Source organism: Mesorhizobium sp. L48C026A00 (genome assembly GCF_000502375.1).
Taxonomy (GTDB): Bacteria; Pseudomonadota; Alphaproteobacteria; order Rhizobiales; family Rhizobiaceae; genus Mesorhizobium; species Mesorhizobium muleiense.
This window is the reverse complement of sequence record NZ_AYWU01000033.1, coordinates 38,111-64,504: the sequence shown is the minus strand read 5'-3', so window position 1 is coordinate 64,504 and position 26,394 is coordinate 38,111. Positions and strand designations below refer to the sequence as shown.

23 protein-coding genes and 4 pseudogenes are annotated in these 26,394 nt (G+C 61.6%); 16 read left to right on the top strand and 11 right to left on the bottom strand.

The window, feature by feature from the left end; translation table 11 throughout:
* Nucleotides 1–27: 27 nt before the first annotated feature.
* From X738_RS75080 to X738_RS75070, 3 genes are read right to left on the bottom strand one after another with little or no spacing between them, the layout of a single operon-like run.
* Nucleotides 28–1,299 (bottom strand): beta-ketoacyl-ACP synthase, encoded by a 1,272-nt coding sequence (locus X738_RS75080; RefSeq protein WP_023802976.1) that lies wholly within the window; start codon nt 1,297–1,299, stop codon nt 28–30.
* Between the two features lie 19 nt (nt 1,300–1,318).
* Entirely contained in the window at nt 1,319–2,506 is a 1,188-nt protein-coding gene (locus tag X738_RS75075; protein ID WP_023802975.1) for a beta-ketoacyl-ACP synthase, read from the bottom strand.
* A gap of 53 nt (nt 2,507–2,559) precedes the next feature.
* Entirely contained in the window at nt 2,560–2,841 is a 282-nt protein-coding gene (locus tag X738_RS75070) for an acyl carrier protein (protein WP_023802974.1), read from the bottom strand.
* Between the two features lie 216 nt (nt 2,842–3,057).
* Here X738_RS75070 and X738_RS75065 point away from each other — a divergent pair, with 216 nt between their 5' ends.
* On the top strand, nt 3,058–3,327 hold the full coding sequence (locus tag X738_RS75065) for a hypothetical protein (protein WP_023802973.1): 270 nt from the start codon (nt 3,058–3,060) through the stop codon (nt 3,325–3,327).
* Nucleotides 3,311–3,652 (top strand): hypothetical protein, encoded by a 342-nt coding sequence (locus X738_RS75060; RefSeq protein ID WP_023802972.1) that lies wholly within the window; start codon nt 3,311–3,313, stop codon nt 3,650–3,652. The genes X738_RS75065 and X738_RS75060 overlap by 17 nt, the downstream gene beginning before the upstream one ends.
* Nucleotides 3,653–3,982: 330 nt before the next feature.
* Here X738_RS75060 and X738_RS75055 read toward each other — a convergent pair whose 3' ends face one another.
* Nucleotides 3,983–4,531 (bottom strand): histidine phosphatase family protein, encoded by a 549-nt coding sequence (locus X738_RS75055; RefSeq protein WP_023802971.1) that lies wholly within the window; start codon nt 4,529–4,531, stop codon nt 3,983–3,985.
* A 167-nt stretch (nt 4,532–4,698) separates the two neighbouring features.
* Here X738_RS75055 and X738_RS75050 point away from each other — a divergent pair, with 167 nt between their 5' ends.
* The 13 genes and pseudogenes from X738_RS75050 (at nt 4,699) to X738_RS75000 (ending at nt 17,266) form a co-directional block, all read left to right on the top strand.
* Nucleotides 4,699–5,646, top strand: coding sequence for an AEC family transporter (locus X738_RS75050; protein ID WP_023802970.1), 948 nt, complete (start codon nt 4,699–4,701; stop codon nt 5,644–5,646).
* A gap of 310 nt (nt 5,647–5,956) precedes the next feature.
* Nucleotides 5,957–6,847: pseudogene (locus tag X738_RS75045) on the top strand (aldehyde dehydrogenase family protein); the annotation flags it as partial.
* Nucleotides 6,848–6,849: 2 nt separating this feature from the next.
* Nucleotides 6,850–7,252: pseudogene (locus tag X738_RS85385) on the top strand (aldehyde dehydrogenase family protein); the annotation flags it as partial.
* Between the two features lie 41 nt (nt 7,253–7,293).
* Nucleotides 7,294–7,758, top strand: a complete 465-nt coding sequence (locus X738_RS85380; RefSeq protein ID WP_156942712.1) for a hypothetical protein — start codon at nt 7,294–7,296, stop codon at nt 7,756–7,758.
* 1,306 nt (nt 7,759–9,064) lie between these two features.
* Nucleotides 9,065–9,310, top strand: a pseudogene (locus X738_RS89815) (IS701 family transposase); the annotation flags it as partial.
* A 286-nt stretch (nt 9,311–9,596) separates the two neighbouring features.
* A pseudogene (locus tag X738_RS83585) lies at nt 9,597–9,981 on the top strand (Tn3 family transposase); the annotation flags it as partial.
* Nucleotides 9,982–10,651: 670 nt separating this feature from the next.
* Entirely contained in the window at nt 10,652–11,710 is a 1,059-nt protein-coding gene (gene aepX / locus X738_RS75030; protein ID WP_023802965.1) for a phosphoenolpyruvate mutase, read from the top strand.
* Nucleotides 11,711–11,797: 87 nt separating this feature from the next.
* A complete protein-coding gene (locus tag X738_RS75025) occupies nt 11,798–12,985 on the top strand; it encodes a pyridoxal phosphate-dependent aminotransferase (protein WP_031256566.1) in 1,188 nt (395 codons plus the stop codon).
* 14 nt (nt 12,986–12,999) lie between these two features.
* Nucleotides 13,000–13,809 carry a phosphocholine cytidylyltransferase family protein gene (locus X738_RS75020; RefSeq protein WP_031256564.1) on the top strand — a complete coding sequence of 270 codons (810 nt, stop codon included), beginning with the start codon at nt 13,000–13,002 and terminating at the stop codon, nt 13,807–13,809.
* Nucleotides 13,810–13,819: 10 nt separating this feature from the next.
* A complete protein-coding gene (locus X738_RS75015; RefSeq protein ID WP_023802962.1) occupies nt 13,820–14,428 on the top strand; it encodes a CDP-alcohol phosphatidyltransferase family protein in 609 nt (202 codons plus the stop codon).
* Entirely contained in the window at nt 14,311–15,561 is a 1,251-nt protein-coding gene (locus X738_RS75010; RefSeq protein WP_084833910.1) for an aminotransferase-like domain-containing protein, read from the top strand. Before X738_RS75015 ends, X738_RS75010 begins: the two co-directional genes overlap by 118 nt.
* Before the next feature lie 67 nt (nt 15,562–15,628).
* Nucleotides 15,629–16,411, top strand: coding sequence for a class I SAM-dependent methyltransferase (locus X738_RS75005; RefSeq protein WP_198032916.1), 783 nt, complete (start codon nt 15,629–15,631; stop codon nt 16,409–16,411).
* A gap of 36 nt (nt 16,412–16,447) precedes the next feature.
* Nucleotides 16,448–17,266, top strand: a complete 819-nt coding sequence (locus X738_RS75000) for a class I SAM-dependent methyltransferase (RefSeq protein WP_023802959.1) — start codon at nt 16,448–16,450, stop codon at nt 17,264–17,266.
* Here the strand turns inward: X738_RS75000 and X738_RS74995 are convergent.
* The 7 genes from X738_RS74995 to X738_RS74970 form a co-directional block, all read right to left on the bottom strand.
* On the bottom strand, nt 17,246–18,370 hold the full coding sequence (locus X738_RS74995; protein WP_023802958.1) for a hypothetical protein: 1,125 nt from the start codon (nt 18,368–18,370) through the stop codon (nt 17,246–17,248). The genes X738_RS75000 and X738_RS74995 overlap by 21 nt on opposite strands.
* A 108-nt stretch (nt 18,371–18,478) precedes the next feature.
* Entirely contained in the window at nt 18,479–19,645 is a 1,167-nt protein-coding gene (locus X738_RS74990) for an extracellular solute-binding protein (protein WP_198032915.1), read from the bottom strand.
* 191 nt (nt 19,646–19,836) lie between these two features.
* Nucleotides 19,837–20,511, bottom strand: a complete 675-nt coding sequence (locus tag X738_RS0143835) for an HpcH/HpaI aldolase family protein (protein ID WP_245277824.1) — start codon at nt 20,509–20,511, stop codon at nt 19,837–19,839.
* A gap of 236 nt (nt 20,512–20,747) precedes the next feature.
* Nucleotides 20,748–21,584: a carbohydrate ABC transporter permease gene (locus tag X738_RS74985; RefSeq protein ID WP_023802955.1), complete on the bottom strand. Its 837-nt coding sequence runs from the start codon at nt 21,582–21,584 to the stop codon at nt 20,748–20,750.
* Complete coding sequence (locus X738_RS74980; protein ID WP_051407956.1) at nt 21,581–22,552, bottom strand: carbohydrate ABC transporter permease; 972 nt, start codon at nt 22,550–22,552, stop codon at nt 21,581–21,583. Before X738_RS74980 ends, X738_RS74985 begins: the two co-directional genes overlap by 4 nt.
* Nucleotides 22,549–23,724: an ABC transporter ATP-binding protein gene (locus tag X738_RS74975; protein WP_023802953.1), complete on the bottom strand. Its 1,176-nt coding sequence runs from the start codon at nt 23,722–23,724 to the stop codon at nt 22,549–22,551. Before X738_RS74975 ends, X738_RS74980 begins: the two co-directional genes overlap by 4 nt.
* Nucleotides 23,724–25,223: an alkaline phosphatase family protein gene (locus X738_RS74970; protein ID WP_031256558.1), complete on the bottom strand. Its 1,500-nt coding sequence runs from the start codon at nt 25,221–25,223 to the stop codon at nt 23,724–23,726. Before X738_RS74970 ends, X738_RS74975 begins: the two co-directional genes overlap by 1 nt.
* 147 nt (nt 25,224–25,370) lie before the next feature.
* Here X738_RS74970 and X738_RS74965 point away from each other — a divergent pair, with 147 nt between their 5' ends.
* Entirely contained in the window at nt 25,371–26,291 is a 921-nt protein-coding gene (locus X738_RS74965; RefSeq protein WP_023802951.1) for a LysR family transcriptional regulator, read from the top strand.
* The last annotated feature ends 103 nt before the right edge of the window (nt 26,292–26,394 follow it).

Below are 26,394 nucleotides of genomic sequence, written 5' to 3'. Positions count from 1 at the left end.
TCGGTTCTGTTGACGAAGAACGGTCGCTTAGACTGGTTCCCGCGCCATGACAAGGCAGGTGTTCTGGCCGCCGAAGCCGAAGGAGTTCGACAGCACCGTGCCGACCTCGGCGTTGCGCTTCTGGTTCGGCACCACGTCGAGCACGATCGCCGGATCGGGATTGTCGTAATTGATGGTCGGCGGGATGACGCTTTCGCGCATGGTCATCAGCGAAAACGCCGCCTCGACGGCGCCGGCGGCCGACAGCGTGTGGCCGATCATCGACTTGTTCGACGAGATCGGCATCGAGCCGATCCGCTCGCCGAACACGGTCGACAGCGACAAATGCTCCATCTTGTCGTTTTCCGGCGTCGAGGTGCCATGGGCATTGACATAATCGATCTCGTCCTCGCCCAAGCCGGCATCGGCGAGCGCGGCGCGAACCGCCGCGATCGCCGGCGAGCCGTCCGGCTTCGAGCGGGTGCGGTGGAAATCGTCGGCCTTCTCGCCGCATCCGCGCAGGATGCCGAGAATGTTTGCACCACGGGCGAGTGCCGCCTCCAGCGATTCCAATACCAGCGCGCCAGAACCCTCAGCGAGGACAAAACCGTCGCGATCCCTCGAAAACGGTTTTGACGCCTTTTCGGGAATGTCGTTGTGGGTGGAGAGCGCCGAAAGCAGCGAGAAACGGATCAGCGCCTCGGCCGTCGCCGAGCCGTCGGCGCCGATCGACAGCGCTCGGTCGCATTCGCCGCGGCGGATCGCCTCGACGCCGAGCTGGATCGAGGTGGCGCCCGATGCGCAGGCCGTCGACAGCGTGATCGGCAGGCCGCGCGTGCCAAAACGGTCGGCGAGCCGGTCGGCGATCGAACCGAACTGGGTGGTCTCGAAAACATCGAGCCCCTTCAAGCCGCGCGCCACGCGAAGCAGCCGTTCGGCGCCGACGTCGTGCTTGTCGGAATTGTAGAGTGAAAAGCGCTCGCTCCAGTCGAGCTCGACCGGCGGCGAGGCAAGGAAAAGCGGTCCGCCGAAATCGCCCCAATCTAGGCCGGCTTCGGCCACGGCTTCCTGCGCGGCGATCTCGGCGAGGTCGTAGGTAAGAAGGGAAGCGCCCTTGGAGCTCGACGGCAGGAAATCGACCGTGCCGGAGATGCGGGTGTTCAGATGGTCGACCGGAAAGCGGGTTATCGGATGGATGCCGGACGTGCCCGCGGTGAGCGCTGCCCAATTGTCGGCCTTGCCGACGCCCAGCGACGTCACCACGCCGATGCCGGTGACGGCAACGATCGGCCTGCCCATGTGGTCGTTCAGATTGGCCATGTTTTTGTCCCAAAACCCTCTAGGCGGCGTTGACCAACGCCATGCCCTCGAATTGGTGATAGCCGATCGCCGTTGCAAGCACGGTCCTGGGAATGCCGTTGAACGGCTTCTCGGTGGCGGCGTCAAAAGCCGGGTAGGCGGCCTTGCGTTCGACAGCCAGTGCCGCAAGCGCCACGGCGAAGGGAAACTGCGCTTCCTTCATGTGGCCGGTCAGCGTCGAAAAACCGCGTGCGGCAATCGCCGGATTGGCGTCGAGCACCGATTTCTCGGCAGCAGTCGCGGCATGGGCACCCGAAGCGCCTGAAATCGTCAGTAGCTCGCCGTTCGGCAATGCCGCCTGGCTGAGCAGCGCGGCAATCTCGGCATCGAGCTCGCCCTGCCGGCGTATGGCGCGTCCGGATACGACCGGGCCGAGTTCGGCATAGATCTTTCGCCCGCGGCTGATCGCGTGCTCGCGCTGTTCCAGGACGAGAAACGCACTGCCTGATCCAGTCACCACGCCGCCGCCGTCCAGGCCCTGTCTCTGCCAGACCGGTCTCCAGCGGCCGCGATGCAGGTAGCCGGCCAACTCATAGCCAAGCAGCATGTCGGAATGTTCGGTTTGGAACGCGCCGCCGACCAGGATATGCGTCGATTGGCCGGAGCGGATGCGCGCGGCGGCTGTCTCGACAGCGGCGACGCCGGCACCTTCCTCGCCCATGAAAGTGCGCGACGAGCCGGTCACCTTGTGGACGATCGAGATGTTGCCGGCGAGCAGGTTGGAAAGCTGTGCCAGAAACAGCGTCGGCCGCAATTCGGTGGTCAGTTTCTCGTTGAGCAGCACGTCGCGGTCGTTGCGGCTTTCCGAAGCGGCGAGAATGTCGGCGTCGACCGCCTCGTCGCGCTCGCCGCCGCCGGCAGCCACCACCATGTCCATCGTCGTGCAGAGGTCGTCATTGCCCTTGATGCCGGCGTCGTCCAGCGCCATGCCGGCGGCATAGGTGCCGAGCCGCTGCCAGGTTTCCATCTGCCGCTGGTCGCCGCGCTTGGCGATCTGCAGGTTCCAGTCGATCTCCGGCAGCGGGTGGACGGTGTAGGGCGAGAAGCGGGCGGCTTCGAGCACCGGCTCCAGGCCGGGCTGGACGAGCTTGCGCCAATGCGCATCCGGGCCTTCTCCCAGCGAAGAGACAAGGCCGATGCCTGATATGACGACGTCGTGAGAGCTCATGGGCGAGGGTTCATGGGGCGGCTGTTGTGGGTCAGGCTAGAAGACAAGCCATTTCAGGCGTTCTTTGCCATGACCAGGGCGTCGATCTTGGCGCATAGGTTCTTCATGACGAAGTAATCGTCGGTCGAGGCCTTGCCGTCATTGACCTCCTGCGTCCACTTTTCCAGCGGCACCTTGATGCCGAATTCCTTGTCGATGGCAAAGACGATGTCGAGGAAGTCGAGGCTGTCGATGCCGAGATCGTCGATGGTGTGGCTTTCAGGGGTGATCGTGTCGATATCGATCTCACTGGTGTCGGCGATGATCTTGGCGACTTTGTCGAACGTGGTGGACAAGGGCTTTTCCTTCGGTTGCGGGCGGAATCTGTCCGCTGGTGTTTGCGCGCTGTCTAGTCGGTTTTTCCGGGCAGGAAAAGGCCTGAACGCCGGGCGCAGATGGGATACCCACTCCGTAAACGCAAGAAGAGCCGTTGGCGACCCTCCCGGCGATATGCCGCAACCATCCAATCTCTGGTCATTGCATGTACCAGTGTACCATGGTACGGAAATCCTATGACCACCATCGAACGCGTGCAGACCGGGGTTCGCCTCGAAAAACGATTGGTGAAGGTGCTCAAGGCCTTGGCCGAGCATCGCGACATGAGCCTGGGTGAACTCATCGAAGGCATCGTGCTGCATGCCTTCGAAGGCCAGACGCCGTTTTCTCCGACGACCCTGGGAACAATCGGCCAATTGAAGCGCATCTACGGAATGGAGCTGGGCGCAGCGGACAGCCACGGTCTGGTGGAAATCGCCGGGGAGGGGGATGACCAACCATCTTGAGCGCAGCCACAGCATCGTGCTTTCGGGGCCGATCGACCGCGTCTTTCCGCTGTTCACGCCGACTGGGGAGACCCTGTGGGTGGACGGCTGGGATCCGGAGTTTCTGCATCCACAAGACGGGGAGACGCGCCAGGGCATGGTCTTCAGGACCGCTCACGGTGATGAGACCACGCTCTGGGCCTGCACGGACTGGGACCCCGTGGCGCATCGCATCCGCTATGTCCGGGTGACGCCGGATACGCGTTTCGGATTTGTCGAGGTGGCCTGCCGCCCGACCGCTGACGGAGGCACGGAGGCGTCGATTGCTACACGTTCACTGCCCTGAACGCGGCAGGAATATCGTATCTGTCCGAACTGACGGAGGAGGCTTTCGCGCAGATGATCGAGGGATGGAAGCTCCGTATCGAAGCGTGGCTGCAAGTGTGAAACATCTAACGCCAGGTGCCTTAAACTAACTGCCGCTAAGGGTGGAACTTTAGGGGCGCTAAGCCGAGATCTCTGATGGGTGTCGCAAACGTCCGCTTTGGGTCATCTGCGTAAATTCGGCCGAGGCCGAACGAACGAGCTTCCGCTAGGGGTCGGAACCGGTACTCCACTTAGGGTACCAGCGTTAGATTTCACCACTGGCGAACGCTTCAACTGGCTCCAGCGCAGATTAGAAAGTGACGCGGCCGAGCACGCGCAGGCCGTCGCCTTGCGGCTCGACGATCACGGCTTCGCCTTCGCGCGGCGAGATGCCGGTGAGCGCCATGATATTCTCCAGATGGGTGACCATGACCACATTGTCGGAGCCGGAATAGGCGCTGATCTCGTTCATGATCGCCTCGAGCTGGGCGGCTTTCTCGCTGGCGTCGGTCTTCAGCAGGTCAAGCGGAGCGAAGGGTTCGGGCTCTTCTCTGAAAGCGGTGCGAGCCGTGTCGAGGGCGCGGCAATAGCGGCTGGACAGCACGCGCTCGACCGGCGCCGCGCGGGCGTCGAAAAGCGCGCCGATCTTGCGGGCCTGCTGCTTGCCGCGCACCGAGAGATTGACTTGGGTGGCGCATTTCTCGATGTCGAAATTCGCCGGATCGGTGGTGCCGGTGACCATGGCATGGCGAAGCAGCACCACATGTCCGCCGTCGCGCAACAGCGCCCAGCCGGCTTCGGTCGCGTGGGCCGCGGCGGGAATGACGAGCAGCAATAGAGCCAGCACAGATCGAAGCATCAGGCGTCCTTTTCCGGTCACCGGAGGTGGCTTCCGGTGACCGCATATAGGGACGGCAAAGCCGGCTGAAAAACAAGGCATCACCTATCCCGGCTGTTTGCGAGAACGGACCGCTTTGCAAGGCGGGGCGGTTGCGCTCAGATCCCGGCTCGCCTATCAGGGGAAAAATGTCCCCACTCATCGAAACCGTCCTTTTTGTCTTCGGCCTTGTCGCGCTCGGCTATCTGGCCGGGCTCACCGGCTATCTGAAGGCCGAGGCGGGTGGGGCCATCGCCGAATTCGCCGTCGGGGTGGCGATGCCGCTGCTACTGTTCCGCACCATGGTCAACGCCGATTTCCATGGCACCGCGCCCTGGTTGTTCTGGGGCGCCTATTTTACGGCTGCCGCAGTGACGTGGGCCGCAGGCCACCTGGTCATCACCCGGGTGTTCGGGCGCGACGCGCGTGCCGGGGTCGTCGGCGGCGTGTCGTCGGCTTTTTCCAACCTCGTCCTGCTCGGCATCCCGTTCTTCCTCGGCACATTCGGGCCAAGTGGATTCGAAGTGCTGTCGCTGCTGATTTCCGTGCATCTGCCGACGATGATCATGGCATCGATCATCCTGTTTGAGATCTTTGGCCGCGGCGACGAGCATGTGCATCCGCTGCGCATCATCCGGCGCTTCTTTCGAAAGTTGCTCTCCAATCCGCTGATCATCGGCATCCTGGCCGGATGGGTGTGGCGTATTACCGGCCTGCCATTGCCGGCGCTGGCCGTCCGGCTGGTCGATGCGCTGGCCAACATCGCCGGACCGGTCGCGCTGTTTGCCATGGGGCTGGGCCTGTGCCGTTTCGGCATCTCCGGCAATGTGCGGCCGGCGCTGGCGCTGTCGGCGCTGAAGCTGATGCTGATGCCGGCCGTCGCGCTCGGCCTGGTCTGGCTGCTTGGCCTGCCGCCGCTGTCGGCGAAAGTCGCGGTCGTGGCCGCCGCGCTGCCATCCGGGGTGAATTCCTACCTGATTGCGACGCAGTTCAACACCGGCCAGGCGCTGGCATCGAACCAGATGACCATCGCCACCGCCTGCGCGGTCGTCACCACGGCCTTTTGGCTGACGGTGGTGGTCCACGTGTTTGGATAGGTATGATCGATATTGATGCCTGCGAAGGGCGGTTTCCTGGTGCTTCCGGTACTCATATACCCAAACGTTACGCTCCGTTCCGGTTCTCGGGAGCCACCAGTCCGGTCCCACATCCTCAAGCAACAACGGGAGCGCAAATCGGCCTCGCCTTGTGCTGGCCCAAACCCTATATGCCATCTTGCGATTGATTGCGGGGCTTGCCCTAGGTAAAGAGCAGTGGCTCCAGGCGTGCCGGCATCGATGCCAGTGCGCACGCCCGTCAAGGAAATCCAGATAGCGGCCCGTCAGCGCGCCGAACGGAGGCTAGACCATGCTTCAGAAAACCAGCCATTTCATGCGCCAGGCCAATCTCATCAACGGCGAGTGGGTGCAGGCCGACAGCGGTCAGACGGTCGACGTCAACAATCCGGCCACCCGCCTCAAGATCGGCACCGTGCCGAAGTCGGGCAAGGTCGAGACGCGCCGCGCCATCGAAGCTGCCGACGCCGCCTTCCAGACATGGCGCAAGACCACCGCGCTCGAGCGCTCGAAGCTGTTGCGCAAGCTGCATGACGCCATGATGGACAACCAGGATGTGCTGGCCGAGCTGCTGACCATCGAGCAGGGCAAGTCGCTGTTCGAATCGAAGGGCGAGATCGGTTCGGCGGCCTCGTACATATTGTGGTTCGCCGAAGAAGGCCGCCGCACCTATGGCGATGTCGTGCCGTCGCCTTGGGCGGACCGCCGCATCCTGGTGACCAAGGAGCCGGTCGGGGTCATCGCCGCCATCACGCCGTGGAATTTCCCGTCCTCGATGCTGGCCCGCAAGCTCGGCCCAGCACTTGCCGCCGGCTGCACCGCGGTCGTCAAACCGGCGTCGCAGACGCCTTATTCCGGCCTCGCCTGGGGCGCGCTCGCCGAGGAAGTCGGCTTCCCCAAGGGCGTCATCAACATCTTGACCGGCGCCGCCGGCGAGATCGGCGACGAGATCTGCGCCAACCCGCTGGTCAAGAAGATCACCTTCACCGGCTCGACCGAGGTCGGCAAGATCCTGATCCAGAAGTCGTCCGTCACCGTCAAGAAGGTGTCGATGGAACTTGGCGGCAACGCGCCGTTCCTGGTCTTCGACGACGCCGATATCGAGCGCGCCGTCGCCGGCGCGATCACCGCCAAATACCGCAATTCCGGCCAGACCTGCGTCTGCACCAATCGCTTCCTGGTCNGATGGAACTTGGTGGCAACGCGCCATTCCTGGTCTTCGACGACGCCGATATCGAGCGCGCCGTCGCCGGCGCGATCACCGCCAAATACCGCAATTCCGGCCAGACCTGCGTCTGCACCAACCGCTTCCTGGTCCAGGCTGGTGTCTACGACAAGTTCGTCGAAAATCTCGCCGCCGCCAGCGACGGGCTGAAGGTTGGTTCCGGCCTCGATGACGGCGTGCAGCAGGGGCCGCTGATCGACGAGAAGGCAGTCGAGAAGGTCGAGGAACTGNAGCTTCTGGGCGTCGGTTTGGGCGCCGTTCGGCGGCGTCAAGGAATCGGGCCTCGGCAAGGAAGGCGGACATCAGGGCATCGAGGATTATCTCGACACCAAATATGTCTGCATCGGCGGTCTCGGCCTCTAGCTGCGCCGGCTTTGCTGTCATTGCGGCGGAAGCATCCGGCATTGGCGCAAGGCCGTCATCGGCGACATAATCGACACCGGTTGCGCGGCGATGAGCTGATCCGTTCCGGCAAAGTCGTTACGGGCTGGAGCTGGAAAACGGCCACCGAGCTTTCAGCCGCGCTAGACACCATCGTCAGGCCTAATGCGCCGTTCGCCAAGGCACTGCCGAGGAACGCCTATCCCGGCGCGCGATGGGTTCAGCCTGTCGTTAGGTCGACATCGCCTATGGCGGCCGTACCGGCGACGGCATGTTGCGCCATCCGTCGTTCAAAAGTGCCGCTGGCATTCAGTGAGGCGCGCGCCGGCGCGCTCGAGGAGCGCGTAGGCTATCTCGTCCTCGGTCCAGCCGGATTCCGCTGCGCGCTGAGCCAATTCCTGCAAGGCCGGTTCCAAGGCGAGCTGGCATTGAAGGCCGCGCTCCGGATGGTCGGCCGGGCAGCTTGGTTCCACGATCGCAACGCTTGATCGCTTCATTGCAGGCCATGGGCTCTCGCCCCTCTCCCTTAGCCACACGAGGCGCGTCAGCTCACGTGTTGTTGTTGGTGTGCTTCTCGGCAACCGCCTCATTTTGTCAACCAGCCGCTCCAGCGATCCGGCGCGTTCCAACTCCGCAAAGAAATGATGCGGCGTGACGCTACCAAGCCGGTGCATCTCGGCCAGGTTCCACACATACGGATAGGCGACCATGAAATCGGATCGAGGCGAGGCCTTGGACGGTTCAGTCTTGGTCAGGATACCGCCGCCCACGAGCCGATCAGCCTTCTCGATGATTTGGCGCACCCTCGTTTTCGATAGGCTATGTTCCTGCGCCAGGTCGGCGAAACTCTTGCCCTTCAGAAAGCCTTCGACCAGGGCGACTTTCCTGTCGACGGTCGGGCTAAATCCCCAACAAACGCGCAGTTTCCAGCATCATCCGTTTGTTCATCCGGTTGTTCGTCCCCCTGCAAACCCTACCCGGCCAAATCGGCGCTTGGAAGACCCACCAAACTCACGTCATAACGAAACAGAATTGGGTTCAGGCCGGCTCGGACGGCGACGGGTCCCACGACGTTTGTCAAGCCAGTCAAAGCCGGGTTCACGGATATGGTGGTGCTTCTGCCGGCGACAGGTCGACGTCCCCGAGCACATATCCGTGATGGCCGATGGCGCAGATGTCGCAGCCTGCCTTCATGACAGCCGGCACTCGTCGCCGGCGGTTGTCGCGAAGAGCTTCCCAGGACATTGTCGACTACGCTGCAGCATATCAATTCCTCCGGCGGCTATTTGCGCGTGTTGACGGAGAAGGCGGGCAGAATGAACCTCCTTCGAACGCAAAGCCCATCGGGTGAGGCGCGGGCAGGGTGATGGGCGCGATTGTCGCCTAAACGGACAACACGTCTGATCAGGGGCGCACCCCGGGCAATTACCTTCACGCGCTGCAACTGTCGAACGAGGGGTGGGCTCCCGCTGGAGTACGAAGACGAGCACGCGGCGGGTAAAGCATGATCTCCAGCGGGCTATCCGTATAGCTCTTCGCGAAGGACTGCCGCCATTTCGCCCTCTCCCGGAACTGACCCGCAGACGCCAAGCGCCAGCTGGCGGTGATGACCTGACCACCGGCTTCAGTCAGTACCATCAGTCGACCCAAAAAAACGTTAAGGGAAGTTTGACATGAGAACCATCGCGTTCGTTCTGCCGATCCTCTTCAGTTGCGCAGCCACGGCATCTGCTCAGGACCAGGAATCCCTCTCACCGGTTCGCATCTATACGGAGGCAGGGAGAATATCCAGGTAACTGGACACGCATTGCTCTGCCCGATGTCGTGGACGAAGGCTATGCCCGCTATGTTCTCATCCGCAAAAGCCGATCCGATCCCTCTGCCCTCAGCTATTATCTGGTGTTTGCACCTGCCGAGGCGGGACTGATCGATCTGGCCGGCGCTGCCGGGCTGCGCTGGACGATCGAAGAGTGTTTCCAGCGCGCCAAGGACGATCTCGGTCTCGATCATTGCGATGCCCGTTCATGGCATGGCTGGCACCTCCTTCCCATTACGGTCGATCACATGCGGGACGTGAAGGTACTCCGGCGCCGCTCGCGCTCCGCTCGCTTTCAATTTGAGGTTCAGGCTGCACTGGCAAATTGCCCAAGCCGCCCCGTCCGCACTTTCGGGCACACGAAATGGCAGGGGCTTTCCTCGACACTCTGCGGCCTGCACCATCGGATTGTGCGGCTCGGGGCAGAGAAGCCAGTTTCCGCTATCAGGGGTGGGAACAACTGTCGAAATACATCGGGGTACCGATCAACACTACCCTGATCCTCGACCTTGGGACGACTTGCTGCATCTGGCTGCATCGATCATCACTCGCGCAATTGTGCCCTCGCTATCCTGAAGAAGCTCTCGGCATCACCGAAGGAAAGCCAACTTGCAAGGGCGCTACGCGAACTCGGTCGGATCGAACGGTCCCTGTTCATGATCGAGTGGTATTCAAGCCGGCATTGCGCAGGCGGTGCCAAGCTGGTCTCAACAAGGGCGAGGCGGCTCACAAACTCAAGCGCGCGGTGTTCTTCCATGAGCGTGGCGAGATCCGCGACAGATCATTCGAAAGTCAGCCCTTCCGTGTATCCGGCCTCAATCTCGTCGTCAGCGCGATCGTGCATTGGAACACGGTCTATCTCGACCGTGCGGTCACACGGCTGAAACAAGAGGGGGTCAGAACAAGATCAGTGCGAAATCATACGCGAGCCAAAATCCTGAACGTTTTTCGTGGTTTGCCGCCTGCACCGAATATGTGTTTCTAGGCTGGAAAAAGCTTCTTAGAGCACGATTTAAGAACGAACACCGATCTCGGAGCCCTTTCTGAGGCTAAACGTACGATTTCGCACTGATCTTGTTCTTACCCCTCACGGCGAGGGATTCTGGAACGTCTTTCTGATTAGAACTCGTCAGTGACGAGTGCTGACGCGGCAGTGAGACAGGCCGTAGGCTCGTACTAGTCAAGACGGAAGAGGGAACGGGCGAAGAGCAAAAGGTTTTGGAATCGGCGCGGGAGCACCGGGCCCCTTTACGGCACCTGCCACCCTCGCACGGTGACATAGCTTGTCCACCGTCGCGATCCCAACAGAATTGTATCGTGGCTAACAAACGGAATCAGCTGCGCAAAGTCAACCTATTGCAATAACAACGGCTTTTTAGCTGGCATGGCTCTTGCTGCTTGAGCTGTAACGTGCGCTCCGGCCCAGAGCCGCTTCCAGCGAATCTCACGACCATTGCGCATCTGTAGGCCAAAGGACTTGTTTGGAGCGAGGTCAGGGCGACGATGAGTAATCGTCCCGTTTCACCGAGGTTCATTGGCTCTGAGTTTATGGAGGAGGTCATACAATGAGCAAGGCGATTTCGTTCGGGGCGGAAGTCGTGTCGGTGACGGTGCCATCGACGACGCTTCGCGAGCTTATTCTTTCGAAGGAACTGACATTTTTGATGGAAGCCCATGATGGGCTTTCGGCAGCGATTGCCGAGCGTGCCGGCTTTCGAGGGCTCTGGGCCTCTGGTCTTTCCATCGCCTCGGTGCTTGGCTATCGGGACGCCAACGAAGCGAGCTGGACGCAAGTCGTCGACGTCGTCGAGCGCATGGTCGATGCGACGAACATCCCTGTTCTTGTCGACGGTGACAGCGGCTTCGGAAATTTCAACAATGCTCGCTTGGTTGCGCGGAAGCTTGAGCAACGCGGCGCCAGCGGCATCTGTCTTGAAGACAAGAGGTTCCCGAAAATGAACTCCTTCGTCGGTGACCGGCATCTGCTCGCTGACATTGACGAGTTCTGCGGCCGGCTCAAGGCCGTGAAAGACACTACGGGACCAGATTTCGTCGTCGTCGCGCGGATCGAGGCGCTGATCGCCGGTCACAGTCTTGATGAAGCGCTGTCCCGTGCTGACGCTTATGCAGAAGCAGGCGCTGACGCAATCCTCATCCACTCCCGCAAAACCGTCGCAGACGAGATCCTGAGCTTCACCAAGGGATGGAGCAACAGACTGCCGACCGTCATCGTCCCCACTAAATACTACAAAACGCCGGCTTCGGTTTATCGTGACGCCGGCATTTCGACCGTCATCTGGGCCAACCATTCGATGCGGGCGGCGATCGCCGGCATGCGTGACACCTGCGGTCGCATTCGGTCGGAAGAAAGCATCGCCGGGATCGAGGACCAGGTTGCCGGCCTCGACGAGCTGTTCAGGCTGATCGGCTACGACGAATTGGCTCAGGCGGAAGAACAGTATCTGCCGAAGCGGACAGCGGAGCGACGTCCGAGCGACTCGGACCAATTAAGCAATCGACAATTAGCTCAGGAGGGGGGGCACGTGTGCGACCGCATCATTCAGGAAGAGAGCATTGCCGTATTGAAGGTGAAGTCGCGACGCTCGGCGAGCTGTTCGAACTGATGAACTACGGCTAGCTCTCGGCGGCAGAAGAGAAATGGCCAGGGACAGCCGCGGTAAGCGGTTTTGCCGAAAAGGATGGAGACGCGCATGTTAGCGTCACGGACAAACTTGTTCAAATCGTCGGGCACAGCGGCCGCCCGCGCCGCGGCGAAGGCTGCCGCCGATGCCGGGATGGAGATTGTGGATCTCACGGCCGGCGAAATCTGGAGCGATCTGGCACCAACGATCCGGGACGGAGCGATCGAGGCCATTCAACAAGGTCTGAACCGCTACACCGACACGATCGGCTTGATGGAGTTGCGCGAGGCGCTGGCACGGAAGATCTCTCTCGAAACCAGCCAGGTCTGGCAGGCCGACGAGATCGCGGTGACGATCGGCGCCAAGCAGGCGCTGTTCAACACGGCCATGGTACTGGTCAACCCAGGCGACGAAGTCATCGTCCCGGTCCCCTACTGGACCACCTTCCCCGCCCAGCTGCTGATCGCCGGCGGCATACCCGTCTTTGTCGACACCCGCGATAGCGCCTATGTGCCGCGGCCCAGCGACATCGAGCGCGTGATCACGCCGCGGACGCGCGCGATCGTCGTGAACACGCCGAACAATCCCACCGGATCCGTCTATGACCGTGAGACACTCCAGGCTCTCGCGGAGCTGGCCATCGCGAAGGATCTGTGGCTGATCTTCGATGAGTGCTATGGCGCATTCGCGCATGATCCGCACATCCATCATCCGATCGTCTCGCTGGTGCCGGAGGTGCGGCCGCGCACTATCATCATCAACTCCTTCTCGAAGACTCTTGCCCTGACTGGATGGCGGATCGGCTATCTGGCGGCGCCCAAGGAACTGGTCAGTGCGGTGAAGGCGCTGCAGTCGCACACGACGTCGAATCCCAACGTCATCGCGCAGCACGCGGTGCTGAGCCACCTCGAGCGCAATGACGGAACATACGAAGCGCAGCTGCGGTCCCAACTGACCGCGGCGCGGCGACGCGGCCTCGACATCCTGTCGAGCCTGGCGTCGGTGCCTGCCCCGGCGGCGCAGGGCGGGTTCTACTTCTACCTCGATCTCTCCAATCAGGTCGCGGGCGACAATCCCGTCCACAATGCCATGATCGCGGATCGCTTCGCCCACCGGCTTCTCGCAGAGCATGGCGTCGCCGCGGTCTCCGGCAGCGCCTTTGGCGACCCCTTCGGCGTCCGCCTCTCCTACGGCGTGCCGCCCGACCAGCTCGCGGTCGGCCTGGACCGCCTCGTCCAGATGCTGGTGATCGCATGATGCCGGAGACCGTGATGCCGAAGCCCAACATTCCGCAGCAGGCCGTCATCCTCGCCGCCGGCTATGGATCGCGACTCCGGCCCTTTACTGACTACCGGCCCAAGCCGCTGGTCGAGGTGAACGGCGTCGCGATCCTGCACAACGCGCTCGCCCATCTCGATGCGCTCGGCGTCCGCGAGGTGACGATCGTGGTCGGCTATCGCAAGGACGCGATCGAATATGCCTGTGGCGGCCAGTTCGGCGGGCTGCAAATCCGCTATGTCGAGTCGACCGTCTTCGCGACGACCGGGAGCGCCTGGTCGCTCTGGCTGGCGCGCGAGGCCTTGCTCGCGGGCGACCTCTTCCTTTTGGAGGGCGACGTCTTTTTCGAGCGTGCCGCGCTCGAACGGCTCGCGTGGCATCCAGCACCGGACGTCGCCGCGGTCGCGCCCTTCACCGAATTGATGGAGGGGTCCGCTGTGGTGATCGACGAGGGCGGCGCGATCCACGAGGTGCGGATGAAGCAGACCGCTGCCGATCTGCGCCGGCCCGGCCCGCCCTTGTTCAAGACCATGAACCTTTTGCGGTTCTCAGCTCAAACGCTGCGAGACAAGATCGTCCCGGCTCTCGATGCCTATGCCGACGCCGGGCACGCCAACGTCTATACCGAGCAGATGCTCGCGCAGCTGATCGCCGACGCCGGCCTCGCCTTGGCCGCCGCGCGCTGCGACGATCTGCGCTGGTACGAGATCGATACCGCCGACGACCTTCGCATCGCGGAGGGTATGTTCTCCAAGCCGGCACTGCGGTCTGCGTCGGCCGGACACATTGAGGTCATCAGGTGAAGGCTTTCCTATGATCCGGCACCTTCTCGATCCGGCTAATGCCATAACAGCGGGCGGCATCGTGCTCTCGATGATCGCGATCGGGCAAAACATCCTCGGCGTGCCTGAACTCGGCGCCGCCATCGCGCTCTGGGCGCTACTGGCCGACCATTTGGACGGCATCGCCGCGAAGCGAACGAAAGGACGGCAGGCAGAAACGGCCGAGATCGGAAAAAATCTCGACTCGCTGGCGGACCTTGTCAGCGCGGGCATCTTTCCAGCGATTACTATCCTCGGCATCGCCCAAGCGACCCCGACTACCATCGCCACCGCGTCGCTCCTCGTACTCTCCAGCGCCCTACGGCTGGCTTATTTCAATGTGAACGGGTCGCCCGGCGGCAGGTCGACGGGCTTGCCCACCACCTATGCCGTGCCGGTGACGGCAATTGTCCTCCTGTGCCGGCCATTCATCCCGGACACCTATTTCTCGACCGTGCTCGCCGCGTCGCTGCTGGCGGTCGCATGTCTGCAGGTCGCGCCGCTTCAAGTACCGAAGACGGCGGGGATAGGATATCTCCTCGTATCGCTCTTCTGCGTAGCTACTTCCCTGGCGCTGCTGGCTCGGGTGGGTATGGCGTGATGGCCAACGCGCGCTCCTCTGCGAGTGTCATCGACTTGACGACTGCGCTACCGGCAAACGCCTCGGCGCTTGACGACGCCTTGGCGGATGCGCTCCGCAGACTTGCGGCGACCGATGGGTGCGGCGAACTCATTCGCCGGAATCGCATTCGCGGCTTCGATCGGGACGCGCAGCTTGGCGCGAGATGGCTCTCGACCCGGCTCGGACGCGACCTTGATCCGGCCCAGATCGTCCTAACGAATGGCACGCAGAGCGCGCTCAGCCTACTCTTCTCAGCCCTTGTGCCGAGCGGCGCCGCGCTCGTCACCGAATCGCTAACCTATGCCGTGCTGCGCCAAATCGGCAACCGAGCAGGGCTCAGGTTACGGGGCGTGGCCCTGGATGAAGAGGGGATGATTCCCGAAGCGTTGGAAGAAGCCTTCGCGGATTTACCCGGCCCGCGGATCCTGTTCTGCAATCCCACCGTCCACAATCCGACCACGGCCGTCATGGGCATCGGCCGGCGGCAATCCATCGTGGACGTCTGCCGCAGACATGGCGTGGCGATCATCGAAGACGATGTCCTTGGATTTCTCCACCGCGATGCGCCGCCGCCGATCGCAGCGATCGCACCCGACATCACCTGGTACTGCATGAGCGTGTCCAAATGCCTCGCGATGGGGTTGCGAATGGCCTATCTCGTGGCACCTTCGGCGCTAAGCGCCGCCCGCGTGACGGAACCGGTCCGAAGACTATCCTCCTGGTTCCCCAACTCGCTGTCGGCGCTCATCGTCGCGCAGTGGATCGAGAGCGAAGCCGCAACCGGAATTGCCATGGCGATGGCAGCAGAGATCGCGAAGCGACATCAACTCGCGGCCGAGGTGCTCGCGGACATAGCTTATGTCACCAAAGACGGCGCCCTCCACATCTGGATGCCATTGCCTGCGGAGCTGCCGAGGCAAGCGTTTGCCACGGCGCTCGAACAGCGCGCAGTCCTCATCCGGCCGGCCGACCTGTTCTCGGTTGACGATGCCGATATCCCGAATGCCGTCCGCATTTCCCTGACAGGACCCGACACGGGTGCCGAGCTGAAGACAGGCTTGTCGATCGTTTCCAAGACCTTCCTTGGCTGGTCACGAGGATCAGCGCGATGAAGCCGACGATCATGCGCGTTCGCGCTTGCGCCAAGCAAAGACCGCTGAACTTCGAGGAGGAGACGCCGTGACAGCGACCGCCGTTGATTGGGGCAACTTCAGCGCCACGCCCCAGGACTATGCGCAACGCCCCGCGCATGCACCAACGTTGCTCCACACGCTTAAGCTGGAGATTGCCGACAAAGGATTCGCCGATTTCGTCGTCGACCTATGCGCCGGAACCGGCAATCTGACCGCGACCCTCGCTTCGCTTGGTCTTGGCGGCTACGCGATCGAGCCAGAGGCCGAGATGCGGCGGGAAGCGCGTCGCCTGAACCGCGATGGCGCATTTCAATGGCGCGACGGATATGCCGAGGCCACGGGCTTGCCGGACAACACCGCAAGCTGGATCCTGATCGGCAACGCTCTCCAGTTCGTCGATGCAATAAAAGCGCTCGAGGAATGCAGTCGGATTCTCAAGGCGGGCGGGTTTCTCACCGTCCTCTGGAATCCTCGCGACATCCGGTTGGATGCCTTTCAGCGCGAGATAGACCAGTTGATACGAGAAGCATGCCCAGCGGTCCGCCACACCTTCACCGACACCGAAGCGGCGATCCGGCCCGTCGAGCAGTCCGGGCACTTTCGGCCCTATCTCTACTGTGAACGGACGGATTGGCACGAGATGTCCGTCGAAACCTTTATGGCGACATGGCGAGGCGCACATTACGTGCCCAGCCAGATCGGGCCGCAGGCATGGCGCGATCTTCTTCAGACCATCGCCGCGCGCGCTTATACACGAGACGTCCTGCGGACAGGCTGGAGGACCCGGGCCTGGACGTTCCGCGTGACCCCGCCGGACGATGGAAATTGAATTCGCTCCCCGGCTGTTGACAAGGAGACCCCGTCGATGACGCAGCATCAGTCAGTGGCACCCGCACCCGACGACCTGTTCGAAGGCGCAGCCTATTATTTTGCCCGATATCAGGCCGATTATCCGGCGACGATGTTCGAATTCCTGGCCGGCAATTATCTTGTCGACCCGTCCGCCGACGACCTGTTGGACCTCGGATGCGGGACCGGCCAGTTCGCTGTCCCGCTCTCGAAATTCGCACGACACGTCGTCGCGGTGGATCCAGACAGCGGCATGATCGCGGAAGCCCGCCGGCTCGCGGAGGCAAACGACGCCGCCAACATATCATTTCTGTCGGGTCGTTCCGAGGAGCTTCTGCCCGAGCTCGGTAGCTTTTCGTTAGTTACCATCGCCGGGGCGTTCCATTGGATGGATCGGGAAACGGTGCTCGCGAAGCTGAGCGCGAAAGTCTCCGACCAAGGCGCTATCGCGATCATCTCGCGCGTCCGGACGAATTGCGAGCCGCGTGACTGGTTCTCGGAGCAGCTCCGCTACATCGAAGACTTCTGGGGCGGCCATTTCCCCGCAGGCAAGGACGGCATCAGGCCGACATTGGCGGAGTCGAACGAAGCTATTCTTCGGCGCTCCGCTTTCCGCAATGTCGAGCGGCAGAATTTCAGCTACGAGCATCGCTGGGATATCGACTCGCTCATGGGATATATCCTTTCCACGTCCAAAGCTTGCCCGGGCGTTCTCGGCGATCGACGCAGCGAATTCGAATTGGGAATGCGTTCGCATTTGCTCGCGATGTCGCCGGCAGGCAGCTTCATCGAGCGCGGAAATGCGGAGGTGCTGTTAGCACGGCGGCGGGGATGAGGATGCTCCGCCCAAGGCTTGGAGACGCGATCGAATTGCGTCCAATGCCGCCGAGAGGCGCGATATATGGGCAGCGGTTTGCATGGCGCCTTCGCGACCGATGAAGAAGAAATGGCCGCCTTCGACCGAACAGGACAGCGTGGTCTCCATCGCGAACTTCACATCCAGGATGCTGTTCCATACGTTGTCGCTGCCGATGCTGGCACCGGCTCGCGCCAGAGCTTCGTAAATGGAATAGAGCTTCTGGCTGTTCAAGAAGGCCCAAGTCGCCTGATCGGTCACCACGTGCCGCGCGTCCAAGGGAGACGTCGGTATGATGGCCCCGGTGATCGGATAGCCCGAGAAATCGAACGACCCCAGATCAGTGATGGTTTCCACGAGACTATTTCCGGAAAGACCACTGCCCTGCTCCGGTTCGCCCCGCAGCAGGATCGGCGTGTTTGTCGTGTAGGCCCCAAAATAGTCCGCCGCGGCAATGAGGTCATATTCCCTGCCGCCGTTCCTCCAATGAATGTCGTTCAGGTATAGTTCGTGCTGCGGCTGCGCGTCGCCGAGCCGCCCGTCGGTCTTCCAAAGGCCGTCCTCGGTGAAAGGCTGGCCCTGAGGCGGCCTGTCCGCCAACCGCGGCAGCGGCGGGGTCGCGGCCAGCGAGATGAAACCCCTGACAGCAAGACCATGGCTTTCAGCGGCGCGCGTGAACGCGCGGCTCGCGCGACCCGCCATGCTCCAGCCCATGAGAAGTACGTCGGGCGGCAGGCTGCGCTTGGCGATTATATCGGCAGTGATGGTCGCGGCGGCCGCAGCCCACATCGTCGTCGTCAGCGCCACGTCGGGCCGCGGGAAGACAGGGTGGTCCGATGGATAGGAGAGCGCGAGCAAGCCGAACCCGCGTTCCTCAAGCCAATGATCGAGAAAGTCCGTCGAGCGGGCGCCATCATGGCCGTAATAGACCCGCGCGAGATGGCCCGCGCCAGGCAGGCCGACAATTAGCGGCAACGACGCCGCGCCCTCGCGAAAATAGGCGAGCGCGGAAACACCTTCGCCCTCGACAATGAATTCAGACGCTCGCAGGCCGGACTTCGCGGCCGCCGATATCGAAGGCATCGGACATAAAATCTCCAGTGGGACGCCCATTGCTGGGGTGGGGAGAGCCGGCGCGATCTCCCACGCCGGCTCGACCAGATGCTGCGCTAGTTCGGCGCACGAGCAGGGTTACTCGCCCACCATGCCCGGGATCTTGTTCTGCAGATCGGCGACCGCATCGGCCGGCGACTGACGAAGCGTCACCACTTGGCGTGCCGAGTCCAGTAACAACTGGTCGATACGCGCCGCACCCGTGCCGTTGAATGCGTACCAGGGGGCAGCATAGGCGATCGAGTCAAGCGCCGCCGACATGGCCGGGCGGTCCTTATAATATTGGCCGAGCAGGTCGGCCGTTTCCACCGCCACATTGTTCGCCGGCACATAGCCCGTGCTTTTGCCGACAATGACTTGCGCCTTCGGGCTCGAGACAAAGCGCATGAAGCGCCACGCGGCCTTCGCGCGATCGTCATCGCGGGCGTGGAGAAGGACTGCGATGCCCGCCGTCGGAATCTTGCCGCTGTCGTTCGCGAACGGGAAGCGGATCGTCCCGATCTCGAAATGCCCCTGCGCCGCGCGCTGGAAGCTCTCCAGGCTGCTGCTGGAGTCGACGAGGATCGCGATCTTTCCGCCGGAGAATGCCTGACGCGCCTGCTCGTCCGTCATGTCGACCTTTGCTTGACCGGCTTCGCCAAACTGGCGGAACAGATCAAAGGCGTGGCGACCGGCGTCGTTGGCGAACGCGACCTCCGTCCCGGCGGCATTGCCGACTTCCGCGCCCTGGCTCAGGATAAAGCCCTGCCCGACGAACGAATTGTAGCGCGTGTAAGCACCGAGCACGTCCGGATGCCGTTGCTGGATCGCCTTGGCGACGCCCAAGATGCCATCCCAGGTGCCGGGAAGCGTGCCGTCGCCGTTCTGCGCCTCGGCAACCAGCTCCTTGTTGTAGAAGACGACCGGGAAGGAAAAGGCGATGCTCAGGCCCAGCACCTTGCCGTTGATCGTGGTTGCCTGAGTGACGGACGGCGAGAAATCGGTGCTCCAGCTCGTATCGCTCTTGATGAAGTCGCCGACCGGCGCGACATAGCCCTGATCGTCAAGCAGCTTCAGATAGTTGAAGCTCTGAAACGAGATATCGGGAAGCTGGCCGACAAGCCCCTTCCGAAGCACGCTTTGGATCGCGTCGGTCTGATCGCGCTGCGTGAGATCGAGATTGATCTTCACATCCGGGTTCTCGACTTCGAAAGCCTTGACCAGGTTCTGGAACATCTCGGCGAAGATGGACGGGGTCGCGTCCACCTGGAGCGTGATAGGCGCGGCTGAAGCAGCGCCAGACATAAGGCCAAAGCCCAATATTGCTGTGGTTGCGAGGCGAGAAAACATCGCTCTACCTTTCGAGAGGCTTGGAGTTGATCTGATATCGACTGGGTGGGCCAACTATCAGCCGGATCTAGCGACGGCCCCGGTCGCGTCGATCCGGCCGAACCGCGTCATTTGCTCGCGCGCCGAGCGCTCTCGATGCGACGATGGAAGTCGCTGGCGCCATGGGCGAGCATATGATTTGCATGATCGTAGAACAGGCGAACGCCCTTGCCCATGAACTCGGCCACGTCGTCATGGTTGACCAAGGTCCCGCACGCCCGACCGCTGCCTACGATGGTGTTGATCGCGCCATCTACGGCGTCGGCGACGGCCTTCGGCTTATCACCCTTTTGCCAGCGGTAGGTGATGGGGGTTTCGCCGATTGTCAGCGCCAGATCGCCGGGCGCGACGAGATAGGCGTCGACGCCATCGACTGCCATGATCTCTTCCAGATTCCGCACGGCTTCGATCGTTTCGATCATCAGGATCAGCACGCGGTCCTGATGATCGAACGGGGCGGAGAAACGGAACCGATCGACAATGGCTTTCGCAACGGTCGCGTCGGACACAAGTGGGATCATCAGACCATCAACGCCGCATTCCAGATATTTGGTCACCATCCACGGTGACGGGTCTTCCGGGCGCAGGATCGATACGATGCCGGACAGGTTGGCGGCACGCGCCATTTCCTCAGCCCGCTCCGGGCCGATCGCGCCATGTTCGCAGTCGATCAGCACAGCATCGAAGCCGCATTCGGCCAGCTTCTCGACCAGGCCGGGCGACGAATGGCTAGAATGGACCATCGTCGCTACGTCGCCGGTCCGCAGTTTATCCTTAAGGGCACGGGAATAGGAGAGATTTCGCTTGAAGAATGATGCCATGATTGAACTCCTTATGGTTTTTGAACATCGGCAGGCATGAAGGATCGAGCGGACCCCGAGGACGGACGCCCGATAAGAAACGGATGGTGCTGCTGGTGGCGTTATCGCCCGCTAATGATGCGAGTTCTTCGCCCGGTCACTGTCGGCAAGACGGCCCTTTATTTGATGGCACCTCTTGTAATGCTTTCGATGAACAGGCGCTGCGAGGATAGAAACGCGACGATCAGCGGCAGGACGACGATGGTTGCAGCAGCCATCAGCGGTCCATAGTCGACCCCCACGTCCTGATTCTTGAAAGCGATGATCCCGACAGGCGGTGGCAGCAGGCTGGCGTCATTCACTGCGATGAGCGGCCAGAAGAGACTGTTCCAATGTCCGACCACCGAGAAGATGCTGAACGCAACGACCGCCGGCATCGTCATCGGCACCATGATCTTCCAGATGATCGCGAACTCCGACAGGCCGTCCAATCGCGCGGCGTGGACGACGTCGTCCGGGATCGCTTTGAAGAACTGGCGGAACAGGAAGATGCCGAACGGCGAGACGATATAGGGAAGAACGAGGGCGGCGTAGCTGTTCAGGATGCCCACCTTCGATGCGAAGATGAAAAGCGGCAGCGCCAGCACCTCATGGGGCAGGAGGAGCGCAATCAGCACGAGGGCAAAGATCAGCTCGCGGCCGGGGAAGCGCATCTTCGCGAGGACGTAGGCCATCGGCGCGCACACCAGGATCTGAAGGGTCAGGATTGCTGTGCAGACGATGACGCCGTTCAACATGTAACGCAGCAGTGGCACGCGGGTCAGCGCCTGCGTATAGTTTTCGACCCCATAGAATTGGGTCGGCAGGAACGAGAAATGGTCCCCGAACATCTCGCCGGGCGGCTTGATCGACAGGCTGACCATCCAGATAAACGGCAAGAGAATGATCGCGCTAGTCATCAACAAGACGGCATGGCGCAGGAAAAGGGCTGGGCGCATCGGCACGTGAATGCTCATTGGTAATGAACCCTCTTGTCCATGACGCGCGCCTGGAGCAGCGTCAGCGCAACGACGATGATGAGGAACACGACCGCGACGGAAGCCCCATAGCCGGTCCGTAGATAGACAAAGCTCTCGCGATAGAGGGTGAACAGCAGCATCTCCGAGGCGTGGCCGGGACCGCCCTGGGTGAGGACCTCGACCGTGTCGAACGTCTCGAACGCCCGCAGCGCCACCACGATGAAGACGAACATCGAGACAGGGCCAAGCATCGGCAGCGTCACCGTCCGCAGGCGATCGAGCCAGAGATCAGCGCCGTCGATGTCGGCCGCGTCGTAGAGGTCCTGAGGGATCGCCTTCAGCCCCGCGAGAAATAGCACCATCGCGAAACCAAGGTTTTGCCAGATGCCAATGACAGCCAGCACCGGCAGGACAGTGTTCTCGTCGCGCAGCCAGTTCGACGTCGGCAGCCCGAGCGACGCGAGCGACTGATTGACGAGGCCGATCGTCGGATGAAGCAGCGCCTCCCACGCAATCGCCATTGCCGCAAGCGTCGCCATATAAGGCACGAAGTGGATCGCCCGATAGAATGCGCGGAGACTCTTTCCGCTCTCGATAAGCAGCGCGATCCCCAGACCGAACACGATCGTCCCGGGCACCACGGTCGCCACATAAACGAGCGTGTTGATCAGGGATGCTCGAAAGCCGTCATCGGCGAAGACCTGCTCGAAATTGTCGACTCCGACAAAGGATAAGGTCCGCGCGCCAAAATGCCAGTTGGTGAGTGCGACCGCGAAAACTGCAAGCACCGGCAAGAAGAACAACGCGACCAGCAGGACCAGTGCGGGCGCGGCCAGCATATAGGACGTGAACGTCTCCGATAGCGCGCGCCGACGCAGCGCCCGAGGATTGTGCTCTGACGGGGCGCGGGTCGATATCAGCAGGTGCTGACTCCGCGTGCTGGTGAAACTTGCGCTGCTGCTCATGAAACAATCTCGCGGACCGCTCCGGCCGGGACCGAGCTGTTCGAACGCTGGCGAAGGCGCTTACCATCCGCCGCGAAGAGCAGTGCCCGCTTTGGATCGAAGCGGACGGACAATGAGTGCGCGCCGGCAATGGCTGGCGCTCGGCTCGCATCGAGACGCGCTACAAGCGGTTCTCGCTGCCCGCCAATATCCAGATGGACGAACAGGTCCGAGCCCATATGCTCGACGAGGCGCACCGTTCCCGAGAGTGAAAAGCTATCACCCGGCGTTGCCAGATCGAACATTTCCGGCCGAATGCCTATCGTGACGACCGCGCCGACGGGGAGTCCTTCGCCGATTGGCACGGCGATCGTCGCCACCGCGACCCTGCCGTCCTCGCGCACCACGCCTTCCAGCATGTTGATCTTGGGCAACCCGATGAACTCCGCGACACGGCGATCGTCAGGATCGGCATAGATGTCATGCGGCGGCGCGACCTGCAGCAGTTCACCGTCTAACATCACCGCGACACGGTCTGAAAGCGTCATCGCTTCCGCTTGGTCATGGGTCACATAGACGAAGGTCGTGCCCAGCCGGTTATGCAGTTCCTTGATCTCGGCGCGCATCTGGACGCGCAGCTTGGCGTCGAGATTAGAGAGCGGTTCATCCATCAGGAAGACCGCCGGATCGCGGACCATCGCGCGGCCGACCGCGACACGCTGGCGCTGGCCACCCGAAAGCTGGCCTGGCTTCCTCGCAAGCAGATGACCGATACCGAGCGCCTTGGCGGTGCGGGTGACGTCCCGCTCGATCTCCGCGACCCTCGCGGTCGTTCTCGGCATGAATCGACCCAGCAGCGGCAACCGCTGCCAAGCGGACAGCCGCCGCATGCGCAAGGGCAATGCCATGTTCTGCGCGATTGTCATGTGCGGGTAGAGGGCATAGGACTGGAACACCATCGCCACGTCACGCCGCTTCGGGCGCACCCCGTCGACCACGCGATCACCGATCGCGATCGAACCGCCGCTCTGCACCTCGAGGCCTGCGAGGATGCGCAGCAGCGTCGACTTCCCACAGCCCGATGGACCTAGCAGCGTCAGAAACTCGCCATCCGCGATCTCAAGCGAAATGTCGCTTAAGACAGATGTCGGCCCGAAAGACTTTCTCAGATTGTCGATGACGATCCCGCTCATTACTCAGCAGCCTCCGAAAGGTCGGAGGAGGCTACCGAGCCGCCTTCCAGGTAAGTTGTCTGATCCACACAAATGCGCCGGAGGATCTGCCGGTAACCATTGAGACCAGTTTCGAACACCTCCGGCTCCAATCTGATGGCAGGCAGGTCGGCGGCGTTTTGGAGTACTTCCCTCAGCACTCTTCCCGTCATCGACACAGGAATCAGGACTCCCAGGAGATGAAGAACGGTGGGCGCGAAGTCGCAGATGCCCGATGGAATGTCTGAATTCTGTCCTGGATCCCGGAATGCCGTACCTGCCACGATGCCGACCGCGGCAAGCTCTTTCGGATGCAGCCCGCCATGCACGCCAAGGCCGGGACGCCGCGCATTGTCGTACCAGGTTCTGCCCACCAGCCCGAACTCATCGACAATGTCGTCGGACCTGAACGAGAAATACACGTCAGGCGCCCGCTCATGGTCGGCAAAGACCAGACTGCTGGCGAAACTGCCGCGAGCCATGCCTTCGACGGCGTTTCGAGGGGCGGTGAAGATCGGCCCACACCAGGGCCGTTCGGTCAGGGCCTCAACGACACGGCCTAGATTGTTTTCAGAGCGATCGGCTAGGTAAAACGCGCCGACCTGGCCGGGAACGACCACCAGGTCCACACCAGCCTCTGGCGCCGGGCCCGGGGTGAAGCCGTCAGCCTTCAGTTCTTCGATGACCGAGACGCGGCTATGTGCGGTGATATGGCCATGATCGGAAGCGATGATGATCTGAACGCCGGCGGCCCTCCCATCCGCTTCCCACCAGTCGAGCACGCGACCGAACTGTGCATCGCAAAAGGAGATGATTTCTCGGGTGGCGGCTGCCCCGGTTCCATGGAAATGCGAAGTCGTATCGGGCTCCCCATAGGAAATTATCGTTACATCAGGCTCCAGCGTCGGCCAGACAAAATCGAGAAAAGCGGACGTGATCCAGACTTGCCCATCGGTATCCGGCTGGCCTTGCGGTGGAGCGGGCGGCAGGGGACCGAGATGGGCCTTTGCCTGGTCAAGCAAATCATTCGGTGAACAGGCTTCACGGAAATGTCCCGAAAACCGGAGATGACCGAAAGCTTCGGCCAGGTGGTTGAATAGCCGGGTCGTCCCAGGGGTATTGGTAGTAAGGACCGCCAGACTCTTTCCGGCTTTGTGAAGGATCTCACCCAGCGTCGGCGCAGTCATCAGACCGCCATTGCTTTCGCGGTTCAATTGCTCGATGAGGCGCGCATCGGCAGTGTCAACATAGAGCTGCGGTACAGCTTTTCGATCGACATACTTGTTGCCCACCATTCCGTGCTTGCTGGATGTCGCCCCTGTAACCAAGCTCGGAAATGCAACCCGCGTCTCGCTCGGATAGACCGTTCGATGGCGAGACAACGTCGTACCGCTTCTTTGCACCCGCTCTATGTTAGGGGTGAGTTCGGGACTGATCAGATCGGGGCGTAGCCCATCAAAGCTCACAACAAGAATTTTCATGGGGACCGACCCTGCAGACACAACTTCATTCTTCGTTGCAGCGGGGCGTATCGGTCTGACGTAACAAATCTGTGACATATATTTAATAATACGATTCAGCACCGCCACTATTCGATGGATGGGCTTCACACCATGGAGTGACTAAAAATGGGATCAGAGGTCGGCGATGTGCCCCTGAACGCGATCAGGGCGTTCGCTATGATCGCGCGAGAAAGGAGCGTGACCAAGGCAGCCGAGGCGCTCGGCACCACACAGAGTTCGGTCAGCAGGTATCTCGCGGTCCTCGAAGATTATCTCGGCGCCGGGCTGATCAAACGACAGGGCAGATACACCGAGCTGACCGATTTCGGACGGCTCTTCGCCAGTTCAGTAGCCGAACCTCTCGATCATATCTCATTCACGGCGCGAAGAATGCGCCGACGAGAGCGCCGCGAGATCAATCGGATCGTCGTCAATTCGTCCCTGCCAACTTTCGCCTATACGTTCCTGATCCCGAATCTCCAGGAATTCTCCACCGAGATGGGTGGTGCTGTCATCGACGTGATGAGTTCCCTGTCGCTGCCATCTTCGACAGATGGTTTTGATGTTCTGATTACGCGTGACCTCGCTCTCGTCGAACCATCGGACCACTGGGAAGTTTATCGTGAACATCTTGTCTGCGTCGGCGCTCCCAGTCACATAGCTGGAAAAGGCATGGCAACCGCCAAGTCCTTGCCGATCCTCACGATTACCTCTCGCCCCGACATCCTGCCTGCCTGGCTGAAGGCCCATGATTTGACTTCTGACGACATCAAGCCGGGGGCGCGATACGATCACCACTATATGGCGCTGCCCGCCGTCATCACTGGCAAGTGCCTGCTTGTCGCGCCTGAGATCGTGGTAGGCGACCTGGTGCGTAACGGTTTGCTCAAGGTCGTTCCAAATTCGCGCACACCAAGTGGAATGCAGTATCGAGCATATGCTGTGGACCGGAGCAATAACCCGGAACTTGCGCGTGCTTTCTGTCGTTGGCTGGTGCGCCTTTGCCGCAAGGAGGCTTTGATCGCGGAATCCAGCCGGATCGAATAATGCGACTGTTGCATCGATAGATTCGATATATGGATTTGCCCAATCCGCATTTTCGCAGACTTCATGGACATATTGCCCATGTGTCGTGCCATGGCCCTGTGGC

Coding starts and splice junctions, on each gene's coding strand:
- aepX (WP_023802965.1), top strand. CDS start 10,652: ATGAGCAAGGCGATTTCGTTCGGGGCGGAAGTCGTGTCGGTGACGGTG.
- X738_RS74995 (WP_023802958.1), bottom strand. CDS start 18,370: ATGCCTTCGATATCGGCGGCCGCGAAGTCCGGCCTGCGAGCGTCTGAA.
- X738_RS75000 (WP_023802959.1), top strand. CDS start 16,448: ATGACGCAGCATCAGTCAGTGGCACCCGCACCCGACGACCTGTTCGAA.
- X738_RS74985 (WP_023802955.1), bottom strand. CDS start 21,584: ATGAGCATTCACGTGCCGATGCGCCCAGCCCTTTTCCTGCGCCATGCC.
- X738_RS74980 (WP_051407956.1), bottom strand. CDS start 22,552: ATGAGCAGCAGCGCAAGTTTCACCAGCACGCGGAGTCAGCACCTGCTG.
- X738_RS75065 (WP_023802973.1), top strand. CDS start 3,058: ATGACCACCATCGAACGCGTGCAGACCGGGGTTCGCCTCGAAAAACGA.
- X738_RS75080 (WP_023802976.1), bottom strand. CDS start 1,299: ATGGCCAATCTGAACGACCACATGGGCAGGCCGATCGTTGCCGTCACC.
- X738_RS74970 (WP_031256558.1), bottom strand. CDS start 25,223: ATGAAAATTCTTGTTGTGAGCTTTGATGGGCTACGCCCCGATCTGATC.
- X738_RS75020 (WP_031256564.1), top strand. CDS start 13,000: ATGCCGAAGCCCAACATTCCGCAGCAGGCCGTCATCCTCGCCGCCGGC.
- X738_RS74965 (WP_023802951.1), top strand. CDS start 25,371: ATGGGATCAGAGGTCGGCGATGTGCCCCTGAACGCGATCAGGGCGTTC.
- X738_RS75015 (WP_023802962.1), top strand. CDS start 13,820: ATGATCCGGCACCTTCTCGATCCGGCTAATGCCATAACAGCGGGCGGC.
- X738_RS0143835 (WP_245277824.1), bottom strand. CDS start 20,511: ATGGTCCATTCTAGCCATTCGTCGCCCGGCCTGGTCGAGAAGCTGGCC.
- X738_RS74975 (WP_023802953.1), bottom strand. CDS start 23,724: ATGAGCGGGATCGTCATCGACAATCTGAGAAAGTCTTTCGGGCCGACA.
- X738_RS75055 (WP_023802971.1), bottom strand. CDS start 4,531: ATGCTTCGATCTGTGCTGGCTCTATTGCTGCTCGTCATTCCCGCCGCG.
- X738_RS75060 (WP_023802972.1), top strand. CDS start 3,311: ATGACCAACCATCTTGAGCGCAGCCACAGCATCGTGCTTTCGGGGCCG.
- X738_RS75050 (WP_023802970.1), top strand. CDS start 4,699: ATGTCCCCACTCATCGAAACCGTCCTTTTTGTCTTCGGCCTTGTCGCG.
- X738_RS75025 (WP_031256566.1), top strand. CDS start 11,798: ATGTTAGCGTCACGGACAAACTTGTTCAAATCGTCGGGCACAGCGGCC.
- X738_RS75010 (WP_084833910.1), top strand. CDS start 14,311: ATGTCTGCAGGTCGCGCCGCTTCAAGTACCGAAGACGGCGGGGATAGG.
- X738_RS75075 (WP_023802975.1), bottom strand. CDS start 2,506: ATGAGCTCTCACGACGTCGTCATATCAGGCATCGGCCTTGTCTCTTCG.